The organism is Enterobacter sp. DVT3837 (assembly GCF_056238685.1).
This window is the reverse complement of sequence record NZ_JBWDLA010000002.1, coordinates 974,191-987,031: the sequence shown is the minus strand read 5'-3', so window position 1 is coordinate 987,031 and position 12,841 is coordinate 974,191. Positions and strand designations below refer to the sequence as shown.

Below are 12,841 nucleotides of genomic sequence, written 5' to 3'. Positions count from 1 at the left end.
AACTGACTGGCTAAACATGCGACAATGATCGGCAATGTCGGCTTAATTCTTTCGCTAAATCAGGATATTAACTGCCCATGAAGGGTAAATACAAAGCCGCAATTGCGCTTTCACTGCTGTTCATCCTCTTGCCGCTGACGCTGCTGATGACGCTCGCCCAGTGGGTTCCAACGCTTGCCGGTATCTGGCTACCCGTCGGGACACGTATCGCCTTTGAACAAAGCCCCAAAATCACCCGTCACGCACTGGTCATTCCCGATGTTCGCTATCTGGTTGAAGACTGTGAGATTGCCCGGGTCGATAACGTGACGCTGTCACGTCCCAGTCGCTGGAAACTGGATATCGGTGCGCTCGAGCTTAATTCCGCGTGTTTAAGCAAAATCCCTCAGTCTGCACCCTCAACGGTTGCGCCCAAAACGCTGGCACAGTGGCAGGCGGTTTTACCGAAGACCTGGCTTACCGTTCATCGCCTGACGCTCTCGCCCTGGCAACAATGGCAGGGCGAGCTTTATGCCTCGCTGACGCCAGCCAGCCAGGAGATTACCTATAAAGGCGAGCAGGTCAGCATTAAAGGGAAACTTCGTGGACAGTTGCTCTCCGTCAGCCAGTTCGATGTACAGCTTCCCGATCGGCCTCAGCCCATAAAACTGGTGGGCGAGTTCACTCTGCCGCTGGTTCCCGATGGGGTACCGGTTAAAGGCCACGCGGTCGCGACCTTTAACGTGCCACAGCTCACCTCATTGGTCGATGCCGATCTGGACTGGGAGGAAAATCAGGGACAACTGGTGGTGATGGCGCGCGATAATCCCGACCCGCTGCTCGATCTCCCGTGGCAGATCACGGCAGAACAGCTGAATATCAGTGACGGACGCTGGAACTGGGACCTCTCCGGTATGCCGCTGAGCGGGCGAGTTGGCCTGCGAGTCGACAACTGGCAACAGGGACTGGAGAAAGCTACCTTGTCCGGACGTCTCAATGTGCTTACCCAAGGTGATGCAGGGAAAGGCAACGCGGTTCTGAACCTTGGGCCGGGCAGGCTCAGTATGGAAAACAGCGACATGCCGCTGTATCTGAGCGGTGAGGCGAAACAAAACGACCTTATTCTCTACGCCAGACTGCCGGCAAAACTGACCGGAAGCCTGTATGAACCTCAGCTTTCCTTTGAGCCGGGGGCGCTGCTTCGTTCACGCGGACGCATTATTAACTCCCTCAATATTGATGAAATTCGCTGGCCACTGGCGGGCGTCAAGCTCACGCAAAAGGGTGTTGATGGCCGTTTGCAGGCCATTCTGCGGGCCCATGAAAACGAAATGGGCGATTTTGAGCTCCACCTGGACGGCCAGGCCAACGACTTTTTACCCGACAACGGTCTGTGGCAGTGGCGCTACTGGGGAAAAGGGGGCTTTACGCCGATGAATGCGCGCTGGGATGTCGCCGGGAAAGGCGAATGGCGTGACAACCTCATTGAGCTAACTGCGCTCTCCACCGGTTTTGACAAACTTCAGTACGGTACGATGGAAGTCAGCAAGCCGCGTCTGGTGCTGGATCAACCGGTGCGCTGGTTCCGTGACCCCGAAAAACCCACCTTCAGCGGCGCGCTGGCGCTCAATGCGGGACAAACCCGCTTCTCCGGCGGGAGCGTGTTACCGCCCTCAGTACTGACCTTTAGCGTCGACGGAACAGACCCAACGATTTTCCAGTTCAAGGGCGACCTCCATGCAGACAAAATTGGCCCGGTACAGGTAAATGGTCGATGGGATGGGGAACGTCTTCGCGGGCAGGCCTGGTGGCCGAAACAGTCGCTTACCGTATTTCAGCCGCTGATACCACCGGACTGGAAAATGACGCTGCGTGACGGGGAACTCTATGCGCAGGTCGCCTTCTCGGCGGCGGCCGATCAGGGCTTTGAAGCCGGTGGGCACGGCGTGCTGAAATCCGGCAGCGCCTGGATGCCTGATAACCAGGTCAACGGCGTCGATTTTGTGCTGCCGTTCCGCTTCAGCGAAGGGACCTGGTCCCTGGGCACGCGCGGCCCGGTCACGTTGCGCATAGATGAAGTCGAAAACCTGGTGACCGCGCGCAACATCACCGCCGACTTACAGGGGGATTATCCCTGGACGGAGGACAATCCGCTTCTGCTCACCAACGTGAAGGTGGAAACCCTCGGCGGGAAGATCACCATGCAGCAGCTGAGGATGCCGCAGCACGATCCGGCCTTGCTGCGCGTAGATAATATCTCTTCCAGCGAGCTGATTAGCGCCGTCAATCCGAAACAGTTTGCCATGTCGGGGCCGGTCAGCGGGGCGCTGCCGTTCTGGCTGGACAATGAAAAATGGATCATCAAAGATGGCTGGCTGAGAAACCCCGGGCCCATGACGCTGCGTATCGACAAAGATACCGCAGACGCCATTGTGAACGATAATATGGTCGCGGGCGCCGCGATTAACTGGCTCCGCTATATGGAAATTTCGCGTTCGTGGACGAGAATCAATTTAGATAACCTGGGGCAATTAACCATGCAGGCCACCATCAAGGGGACCAGCCGTGTCGATGGCAAAAGCAGCACCGTCAACCTGAACTATACCCATGACGAGAATGTCTTTACCCTCTGGCGCAGCCTGCGTTTTGGAGACAACCTGCAAACCTGGTTTGAGCAACACGCGGCGATACCCGGTCCCCGCAGTTCGACTGGCAAGGAAAGTGAGGAACAACAATGAAAAAGATGGCTGGTGTACTCACCGTTGCCGTTGTCGCGCTACTGAGTGGCTGTACGCCGCGCATTGAAGTCGCGGCACCGAAAGAGCCGATTACCATCAATATGAATGTCAAAATCGAACATGAGATCCACATTAAGGTCGATAAAGACGTTGAAACTCTGCTGAAATCGCGCAGCGATCTGTTCTGAGGACGCCATGAAACGATTAGCTCTGATTTTACTGGCACTGGGGATGAACGTGCAGGCGGCCGCGCTCACCTTAAATGATGCCCGGGCGCAGGGGCGCGTAGGGGAAACCCTGAGCGGGTATCTTGCCCCGATCCAACAGGATGCGGAAACGCTGGCGCTGGTTAACCGTATCAATGCGGCGCGCACGGAAAACTACCAGAAGCTGGCTGACAGCAATAATTTACCGGTCGATGAAGTGGCGAAAATGGCGGGACAAAAACTGGTTGCCCGTGCTCAACCCGGCGAGTATGTGAAGGGCATTAACGGAAAATGGCTGAAAAAATAGTTAGCGGTAGCGCTTGCGGTATTCACCTGGCGAGACGCCAAAACGCTGCTTAAACGCCGTGGAAAAATGGCTATGGTCGGTAAATCCCCAGCTGTAGCCAATCCCCGCCAGCTTTTCGTCATCACTGGTAGAACGCAACACCTGCGCGCACAGATCCAGACGACGGTTTTTAATGTACTGCGCCACCACCAGCCCTTTCTCGGCAAACATGCGGTAGAGGCTACGCACGGACATACCGCTTTCGGCGGCAATCCATTCCGGGCGCAGAGATTCGGACTGAATATGATCGTCGATCAGCGCCACCACATGCAGGAACTGGCGTTCCTTACGCGGCTGAATCAACTCGCGCTGCTGGAAAGCGGGGCGCAGCAGGCAGACCATCGCTTCGAGCGCGGCTTCACTCTCCCGGTCACTCAGATCGGCATTGTTCATACTGTCCATTAACAGACGATGACTCAGCTGTACCGTTGGCAACGAACGGGAAAGGGTGAGCGCGCAGTTGATCTCCTGAAACCGACACTGCTGCTCAATGATCTGACGGGGTACCAGCAGCGAAATCTGACGGGATTTTTCCTGCCAGTTGATTGAGCAGGGGCGGGATGCGTCAAGCAGCGTGATATCACCGGTTTTTAGCACAGAGCGCCGGTCATCCTGCTCAATTTCTGCGCTGCCTTCAAGCTGGAACACGGTATAGAACCAGGCATCATTACTCTGAGCGATCTCCTGACGGGAGCGGAACAGATTCACGCCGCCTGCGGTAACGGTACTGAGCTTCAGGCTGCGCGCGTAGCTGGTTTCCAGTTCGCCGAAGAATTTTCCCTCCAGAGGACGCGCGTTAAAGCGCCCGCAAACCTGGTTAATTTGCGCCAGCCACTGCTGATACTGTTCCTGCTCGCTTGCACACGCCATCGTTTCTCTCACTGCGCCGTCAACGTTTTCGCATTGTTGCATTTGTGTTGCATTTTGTCAGAGCTATGAGGCTGACTATAGGAAAGAACACTCACCGGGAACAGTGATATAAGGCGGAATTATCACGATTTGCGGAGCCTGTCACAGGTGGCAAAGCGAATGTCACACAGACAAAAGCGAGAATGCGAAACCCCTCTTAGACTGGATTAACACCCGACGAATAATAACGAAGGAGTACCCTATGTCTGAATCACTGGTGGCAATCCAACCTGCTGTGCAGCAGTTTCTAGACCGACATCATGGCCTGTGGATCGAAGGGCGTCAGGCCGCATCAGACAGTGAAAAACGGCTGAATGTCTACAACCCGGCCACGGGCGAGGTGATTGCCTCGACCGCCGATGCCAGCGTTGACGATGTTGACCGCGCCGTGATGTCCGGCTGGCGCGCGTTTGTTGCCCGCAGCTGGGCCGGAAAATTACCAGCTGAACGCGAGCGGATCTTGCTCCATTTTGCCGATCTGGTTGAGCAGCACAGTGAGGAGCTGGCTCAGCTTGAAACGCTGGAGCAGGGCAAATCCATTAACATTTCCCGCGCTTTTGAAGTAGGTTGCACCCTGAACTGGATGCGCTATACCGCCGGGTTGACCACGAAGATCGCTGGCAAAACGCTGGATCTCTCTATCCCATTGCCACAGGGGGCCCGCTACCAGGCGTGGACGCGCAAAGAGCCGGTTGGCGTGGTGGCCGGAATTGTACCCTGGAACTTCCCACTAATGATCGGGATGTGGAAAGTGATGCCTGCGCTGGCCGCGGGCTGTTCCATTGTGATTAAACCGTCAGAAACCACGCCGCTGACCATGCTGCGCGTGGCGGAGCTGGCCAGCGAAGCGGGCATCCCGGACGGGGTGTTCAACGTCGTAACCGGTAGCGGCGCGGTGTGTGGCGCAGCGTTGACCTCGCATCCGCACATTGCGAAAGTGAGTTTTACCGGTTCAACGGCAACGGGTAAGCAAATTGCCCGCACGGCGGCGGACACGTTAACCGGGGTGACCCTGGAACTGGGCGGGAAAAACCCGGCCATCGTGTTGAAAGATGCCGACCCTGCCTGGGTGATTGAAGGCCTGATGACCGGCAGCTTCCTGAATCAGGGACAGGTCTGTGCGGCAAGCTCCCGCATCTATATCGAAGCGCCGCTGTTTGACACGCTGGTCAGCGGGTTTGAACAGGCGGTGAAATCGCTGAGCGTCGGGCCGGGCATGTCGCCGGAAGCCTTTATTAACCCGCTGGTTTCGCGTGCGCATTGCGACAAGGTGCAGACTTTCCTCGATGAAGCGAAGTCCCGTCATGCGGAACTGATCGCCGGCAACCGTGGGCCGGAAGGTAAAGGCTATTACGTTTCACCAACGCTGGTGGTGAACCCGGATGCCGCGCTGAGGCTCACTCGTGAAGAGGTATTTGGCCCGGTGGTCAACCTGGTGCGAGTGGCCGATGGTGAAGAGGCGCTCCAGCTGGCAAACGACACCGAGTATGGCCTGACGGCCAGCGTCTGGACGCAGAATATCAGCAAGGCGCTGGAATATACCGACAGGCTGCAGGCGGGTACCGTCTGGGTAAACAGCCATACGCTGATCGACGCTAACCTGCCGTTCGGCGGGATGAAACAGTCTGGCACCGGACGTGACTTTGGCCCGGACTGGCTGGACGGCTGGTGCGAAACGAAGTCGGTGTGCGTGCGGTATTAAAAAACAAGCCGGGTGGCGGCTACGCCTCACCCGGCTTTATTAACGGGACCACCGATCCCGCCCGGCCTCTTTCGCCCGATACAGCGCCGCGTCAGCCCGGGCGATGATCTCGGGACCCGCCAGACCGTCCTCCATTCCCGCAATCCCCATGCTGGCGGTGACAACCCCGCTAACCTTCGAACCACTGTGCGGTATCGCGGCTGAATACAACCCCTCCTGAATGCGTAGAGCAACCTGTTCTGCCATGTTCTCCGGACAGTCAAACAGGATCACTACAAACTCTTCACCACCGTAGCGAGAAACAACGTCGTGAGGTGTACGTACTGACTTTTTCAGCACCTGCGCTACCTGCGCCAGGCAGTCGTCACCCGCCTGGTGGCCATAAGTGTCGTTGTAAAGTTTGAAATAGTCGACATCCAGCATAATCAGCGAGAAGGCTTTTTTCTGATCAACCGCGTTCTCCAGCACGGTTTCCATGGCCCGGCGGTTTGCCGTCTGGGTTAACGCATCCAGATGCGCCAGCGCGTCCAGCCGCAGAATGAGTCGCTGATTCTGCTGGTTACGTCGCCAGGCTTCTTCGAACCAGTTCAGGAGGATAAAGCGCCCGCAAATCAGGATCAGGGTGAATACCACCCAGATCACGGCAAAGCGCAGGTTAACGCTCTGGTTCAGGGCGATGCTTGCAGACGGCAGGGCGATCCAGAGCGGCAGGACAAAAGAGAGCAGCCCCGACGGGTGAAAATAGAGCGCGGTCATTCCCGCGAGCAACAGAATCACGAAGATTGGCCAGGCGTGAGGAAGCTGAACAACCGTGATCAACAAATAACTACACAATGACCACAGCAGGCTGCAGATAAACAGCACGACACTGATCCCGACGATACGTCGCCAGGCCATAACCATCAGCGCGGTTGAAAGGATAATGACCCCCAGCATTGAGGTATCGACCATCATCGTAAGGTATTTCGTTGCACCGACCTGGCTGTCGATGTTACCGAACAAGACGTTGCGCAGCAGGAGCATCAGCGCAAAGCTCACGTTCACGAAAGCCAGCCACGGTAGATTCATCGACAGGCCATGGTGCACCATGGATTTTCGGGTGGGCCAGGTGGCTAGCTCGGGTGGTGTATTGCGTCTTTTTTCCATAAAGGTTGTTTACCCGTCCGGGGGCGTGAAGGTGAGATATCATTAACTATAAGCAGGTTGGATGAATCATCAAAATGAAAGGCAAAAAAACCGGGCATTACGCCCGGCTGCTGATTATTTCTGTTCGTCTTTTTTCCTGCCGAGCGTTGGCGTCTCGTCAAAGAAGTTCCACGGTTTAAGCAGAGTATGTACCCATTCCGTCGGCATGATCGGCCACTCTTCGGCACGGGCGACGTGGGTTGTCCCTGTGGTCATCCAGACGACGTCATCCTGGTTATTCAGTGACTCGTTATCTTTGCTGTACTGCCCCAGGCCCGTATCGTGGATGGAACGGTTAGGGAATTTCCCTTCCGGGTACAACTCATCAGGATGGTAACGGGTGACCCACAGCTGCTTATCCATAAAGCTCAGCCGGTGGTAAATCCACTCGTCCGGGGCAAACTTCGCGCCCGTCGCTACCGGGTGTGTACCGCCCGCGTAAGGGATAATCTGGTACGAGACCGGGTTGCCCATGCGGTTCTCTTTGCTGGTATTGCTTAACAAGCGAATAGTGCCCGGGTCGAATTTCTGTGCCGCCTGCTGCTCGGTATCAATGTCGTACTGATTGATCTGCATGGTACTGGTGCGCGGGCCACCGGCGGTGTTCGGTTTAACCTCCGGATCCATCGCTACCAGTTTATTGTTGATGCCATCCACATCCATATCAAGACGGAAGTTATAGATATGCTGGTGGGTAGTACCCACGATGTTGTGATCGATCAGTGTGCCGTATTTGGTGTCGTCTTTCGCGGTGGCGTCATGCATGGTTTTCGCCAGTACGCCTTTCACCGCTTCGATACCCGTCGCACCAGCATCAATTCCAATGGTGCCATTTTCATGGAATACCCAGTCGAAGATGTAATCGTAGTTACCGACAGTACTCACCCAACGTACCACCAGTTCACGACGCTCGGTGCTAACGTTTGGCTGTCCCATCTCCTGATGCTTGTATTCTGGCCCGGCGTAGCGTTCGAAAATGGCGATTGCGCGCGGGATCTCCATTGGCGCACCGGTGTAATCCGGGATCGTTTCATTGAGCATCACGGCGTTAGACGGCACGTCTTTCCCCCGTACCAGCGAAGAGGTCAGGGTGCCCATGCCATAGTCGCCGGAATCCAGATAGGCTTTGAAATACCAGCCCACGTCCGGGTCGCCGTAAGGGACGATCATGCCACCTAAGGAGCCCTGATACATAACCTGGCGCTTTTTGCCGTTATCGTTGTACGTCACAGTCGAAATCATCGGGCCGACGCGGGAATCCAGGCTCAGGTGGAAATCCCAGTTCTGCCAGTGCACTATATCACCGGTAATGGTGTAGTTCTTGCCTTCTGGCTCGACGATCTCAAGGGGCTTTTTCGCTGTTTCGATACGGTCACGGCCGTCATACGGACGCGGAGCCATGGGAACCGGAATAACAGCGCCTTCTTCAATTTTCTGGATTTTCTTCTGCTCAAGATCGACTACGGCCACCAGGTTTTCAATCGGATGCGCCCAGTAGTTACCGTCACCGACGTCCAGGTAGCTGACCACTTTCAGCAGGCGATCTTCCTGCTTCAGGCCGTCTTTACCGTCAAAATAGCCGACGGTCAGCGGCGTGGTAATCACTTTCTTCGTATCGGTGATACCGTGTTTTTTAAGCACCTCTGCAAACTCAGTGCTCTCGTTGATGATCTGCTGAACCGCGGTGAAGTCATCCAGCAGCACCATGCCGTGTGCGTCTTTTACCGGTTCCCAGCTCAGGATCTTTTTGTCCTTCAGATCCACCCGGCTTTCGATAACGTGCTTCCCGTCGAGCATAACCACGTTCGCCTGGCGGGGAGAATCCACTGCCGTACCGTTAAGCACAAAGTCCCACACTTTGGTCTTATCTGGCTCAGCAAGGGCAATCTGGGTAAAACGGGTATTCGGTTTGAAATCCGCAGAGGTTTTGACGATCTCTACGGCTTGTTTGATTTCGTCAGCCGTTAGCGCGTTTAACGGGTGAGGGCGTTTTTCAACCTGGAAAGTCTGGTCGAGGCCGGACTGGAAAACGTCGTTGATGAAGGTGTCAGAGATAAAGGCCTTTTTGCCTTTCATCACCACCGGTACCTGCAGCTTGAGGGATTTACCGTTGACGATAGCGGTTTTCGCCCCCGGTTTGACCTTCACAAAAGCACCGTCTTTCGCGATGGTGAACAGTTGTGCGTAATCATCCCATTGGACATCCGCGCCAAAGTCCTGCAGCGTTTTGTCCATCGGGACCATGTGCGCCTCGCTGCCGTGAGCGAAAACAGGGGATTGCCAGGCGCAACACAGCGCAACAGCCATAGCCAGTGCCGTTCTACGGGCAGAAAAAGAAGAATTGCTTCCCATCGTAGACCTCATCTTGTTGTGTTTATTGTGTGGTGACAGCCTTATCCTGACAGGCGCCTGAGAAAAGCGTTTGCCTGCATCTGCCAGATTATTTGTCAGTCTTGCCAGGTTAAAAAAAGACCGGGGTGGCATCACACCCCGGTCAACGTGCGAGAGAGAAAAGTGTCAGGCGTCACCCTGCTGGCGCGCCACCAGCGTCAGAATGGAGTAGAGCGCCACGGCCTGCTGATGCTGGTTAAAAATCTCAACGGCCCACTCCACCACGCCCGTCGGTTTTTCCTCGGCGGTGCGTTGTTTCTTCAGCGTTTTACGTTTGCAGGTCAGGCGCACCTGAATGGTATCGCCCGGTTTAACCGGCTCGATAAAGCGCAGGTTTTCCATGCCGTAGTTGGCAATCACCGGCCCGACACCCGCATCAACGAACAATCCTGCTGCGGCGGAAATCAGGAAATAACCGTGGACCACGCGTTCGCCAAAGATTGACTCTGCCGCGCCAATCTTGTCCATATGCGCGTAAAAGTGATCGCCGCTCAGGCAGGCAAAGTTCACGATATCCGCTTCTGTGAGCGTACGACGCGGCGTCAGCAGGCTGTCGCCCGGCTGCAACTCCTCGAAGTATTTACGGAACGGATGAACGCGATCTTCCTGCACGTCAGCACCGCGCACCCACTGTTTGCCAATGGCAGCCAGCATGGATGGACTGCCCTGAATGGCGGTGCGTTGCAGATAGTGCTTCACTGCGCGCAGGCCACCCAGCTCTTCACCGCCGCCCGCGCGACCTGGACCACCGTGGACCAGTTGAGGAAGCGGAGAACCGTGGCCGGTAGACTCTTTCGAGGATTCCTCATTGAGGACCTGAATACGTCCGTGAGCGCGTGCCGCGCCGGCAATAAACTGGCGGGCGGTTGCCAGATCCGCAGTGACCAGCGTCCCGGCCAGGCTTCCACCGCCCGCGCGGGCAAGCTGCATCGCGTGGGCTGCATTGCGATACGGCATCAGGGTCGCAACCGGACCAAAGGCTTCAGTCGCGTGAACTGCCGGTGTTTCATCCGGCTGCGGACAGAACAGCAGGGTCGGTGGGAAGAAGGCACCAGTAGCCTGCAAATCCGCTTTGCCCCCCAGGCGGATTTCACAGCCTGCGGCAACCAGCTGATCCACTTTCTCCTGAACGTCCGCACGCTGTTCGCTGTTCACCAGCGCGCCCATTTTTACCCCTTCCTGCGCCGGGTCACCCACCACCACTTTTTCCAGCCGCGCGATTAGCGCCTGGCTGACGGCATCGAGCCGCGTCTGCGGCACAATGATGCGGCGGATCGCCGTACATTTTTGTCCGGCCTTGGCGGTCATTTCACGGACGACTTCCCGAATGAACAGGGCAAATTCTGGCTGGTCTGGCGTAACGTCTTCCCCGAGTACGCAGCAGTTCAGGGAGTCAGCTTCCATGGTGAAGGGAATGGAATTCGCCACAATATTGTGGTGCACGCGCAGGCTTTGCCCGGTACTGGCGGAGCCGGTAAACGTCACCACGTCCTGGCTGTCGAGATGATTCAGCAGATCCCCTGCGCCACCGCAGATTAGACTGATGGCGCCGTCCGGTACCAGGCCGCTGTCGATAATGGATTTCACCATCGCCTGGGTCACCTGCGCTGTGGCGGTAGCGGGTTTGATGATGGCAGGCATCCCGGCGAGCCAGGTGGGTGCCAGTTTTTCCAGCATGCCCCAGCACGGGAAGTTAAAAGCGTTGATATGGACCGCCACGCCTGATTTTGACGTCAGGACATGGCGTGCGGCAAAACCACCTTCCTTCGACAGAGGGATCAACTCATCCTCAGGCCACAGTGTGTCATCCGGCAGTTCGCGGCTGCCCAGGCTGGCATAGGTGAAGAGGGTACCGATACCGCCTTCAATATCCACCCAGCTGTCTGCCTTTGTCGCCCCGGTCTGGGCGGACAGGGCATAAAACGTCTCTTTGTGACTAAGCAGATGTTTCGCCACCGCCTTCAGCATGGCAGCACGTTCGATAAAGGTCATTTTGTGAAGTGCTTCGCCGCCGTGCTCAATGGCATAGCGACGGGCGGCCGCCATATCCAGCCCTTCGCTGGTCGCGCTCCACAGCGCTTCGCCAGTGATGGCGTGATGAATAGTGCGTTCGCGGCCCCGGCCAGACTGCCAGGTACCGGACAAGAAGCTGGCTAACTGCTGCATCGCTTATCTCCAAATGTTACGAAAATTCACCATTAATAGTTTGATCGTGAATCATAAAAATCAAGCTGAGTTTTAATGATTTGTTAACATTGTGATCCGGCACTGATGAAGTGCAGTGCGCAAAAGCCCGGATGTTAGGGTGTGCTGTAAAAGCCTTGCGAGCGGCATCACAAAACCAGGAAACAATTCTTGGGGTTATATTTAACCTTTGTGTAACTTTTAAAAAACAAAGTGATTCAACATTTCGCTTTAGATTGCAAACTAACGAATCATAAAGGTGATGACGTGACGCAAGAACAACGGTTTGAGCAGCGCATAGCGCAGGAGACGGCGATAGAGCCCCAGGACTGGATGCCTGAGGCCTACCGCAAGACGCTGATCCGCCAGATTGGCCAGCACGCGCACTCCGAAATTGTCGGCATGCTGCCCGAAGGTAACTGGATCACCCGCGCACCGACGTTGCGTCGTAAAGCGATCCTGCTGGCGAAAGTGCAGGACGAAGCCGGACACGGTTTGTACCTGTATAGCGCGGCAGAAACGCTGGGCTGCGCGCGGGAAGACATCTACCAGAAGATGCTCGACGGCAAGATGAAATACTCCTCCATCTTCAACTACCCAACCCTGAGCTGGGCCGATATCGGCGTGATCGGCTGGCTGGTGGACGGCGCCGCCATCGTTAACCAGGTGGCGCTGTGCCGGACCTCTTATGGGCCGTATGCCCGCGCAATGGTGAAAATCTGTAAAGAAGAGAGCTTCCACCAGCGTCAGGGCTTTGAAGCCTGCATGGCGCTGGCGCAGGGTAGTGAAGCCCAACGCCAGATGCTCCAGGACGCCATCAACCGTTTTTGGTGGCCGGCACTGATGATGTTTGGGCCGAACGATGACAACTCGCCGAACAGCGCCCGCAGCCTGGCCTGGAAAATCAAACGCTTCGGCAATGACGAACTTCGCCAGCGTTTTGTCGACAACACCATTCCCCAGGTGGAGATGCTCGGCATGACGGTGCCCGATCCCGACCTGCGTTTTGACGACGAGAGCGGTCATTACCGTTTCGGCGAGATCGACTGGCAGGAATTTGAAGAGGTGATTAACGGGCGTGGCATCTGTAACCACGAACGCCTGGCCGCCAAACGCAAGGCCTGGGAAGAGGGGGCGTGGGTGCGTGAAGCTGCACTGGCGCACGCAGAAAAACAACATGCCCGCAAAGTGGCTTGAGAGG

At 56.3% G+C, this 12,841-nt stretch carries 9 protein-coding genes; 5 read left to right on the top strand and 4 right to left on the bottom strand.

The window, feature by feature from the left end:
- Window positions 1-77 precede the first annotated feature (77 nt).
- Genes AC0XWG_RS19600 through AC0XWG_RS19590 form a run of 3 tightly spaced genes read left to right on the top strand, consistent with a single transcriptional unit; the run spans window position 78 to window position 3,230 of the window.
- A complete protein-coding gene (locus AC0XWG_RS19600; RefSeq protein ID WP_475680956.1) occupies window positions 78-2,717 on the top strand; it encodes a YdbH family protein in 2,640 nt (879 codons plus the stop codon).
- Window positions 2,714-2,905, top strand: coding sequence for a YnbE family lipoprotein (locus AC0XWG_RS19595; protein WP_028017557.1), 192 nt, complete (start codon window positions 2,714-2,716; stop codon window positions 2,903-2,905). The genes AC0XWG_RS19600 and AC0XWG_RS19595 overlap by 4 nt, the downstream gene beginning before the upstream one ends.
- A 7-nt stretch (window positions 2,906-2,912) precedes the next feature.
- The gene (locus tag AC0XWG_RS19590) at window positions 2,913-3,230 is read left to right on the top strand and encodes a YdbL family probable chaperone protein (protein ID WP_028017556.1); all 318 of its coding nucleotides are present in this window, start codon (window positions 2,913-2,915) and stop codon (window positions 3,228-3,230) included.
- On the opposite strand, the gene feaR is transcribed toward AC0XWG_RS19590, so the two are convergent.
- Window positions 3,231-4,139, bottom strand: coding sequence for a transcriptional regulator FeaR (gene feaR, locus AC0XWG_RS19585; RefSeq protein ID WP_475681124.1), 909 nt, complete (start codon window positions 4,137-4,139; stop codon window positions 3,231-3,233).
- A 241-nt stretch (window positions 4,140-4,380) separates the two neighbouring features.
- Between feaR and AC0XWG_RS19580 the strand changes: the two genes are divergently transcribed.
- On the top strand, window positions 4,381-5,880 hold the full coding sequence (locus tag AC0XWG_RS19580) for an aldehyde dehydrogenase family protein (RefSeq protein ID WP_049006774.1): 1,500 nt from the start codon (window positions 4,381-4,383) through the stop codon (window positions 5,878-5,880).
- 39 nt (window positions 5,881-5,919) lie between these two features.
- Here the strand turns inward: AC0XWG_RS19580 and AC0XWG_RS19575 are convergent, their stop codons facing one another.
- From AC0XWG_RS19575 to paaZ, 3 genes are all read right to left on the bottom strand, one after another.
- The gene (locus AC0XWG_RS19575; protein WP_128347906.1) at window positions 5,920-7,026 is read right to left on the bottom strand and encodes a GGDEF domain-containing protein; all 1,107 of its coding nucleotides are present in this window, start codon (window positions 7,024-7,026) and stop codon (window positions 5,920-5,922) included.
- Between the two features lie 114 nt (window positions 7,027-7,140).
- Window positions 7,141-9,417, bottom strand: coding sequence for a primary-amine oxidase (gene tynA, locus AC0XWG_RS19570; RefSeq protein ID WP_475680955.1), 2,277 nt, complete (start codon window positions 9,415-9,417; stop codon window positions 7,141-7,143).
- 165 nt (window positions 9,418-9,582) lie between these two features.
- Window positions 9,583-11,622: a phenylacetic acid degradation bifunctional protein PaaZ gene (gene paaZ, locus AC0XWG_RS19565; protein ID WP_128347904.1), complete on the bottom strand. Its 2,040-nt coding sequence runs from the start codon at window positions 11,620-11,622 to the stop codon at window positions 9,583-9,585.
- 285 nt (window positions 11,623-11,907) lie between these two features.
- On the opposite strand from paaZ, the gene paaA reads away from it, so the two are divergent.
- Window positions 11,908-12,837: a 1,2-phenylacetyl-CoA epoxidase subunit PaaA gene (gene paaA / locus AC0XWG_RS19560; protein ID WP_028017549.1), complete on the top strand. Its 930-nt coding sequence runs from the start codon at window positions 11,908-11,910 to the stop codon at window positions 12,835-12,837.
- Window positions 12,838-12,841: the final 4 nt, after the last annotated feature.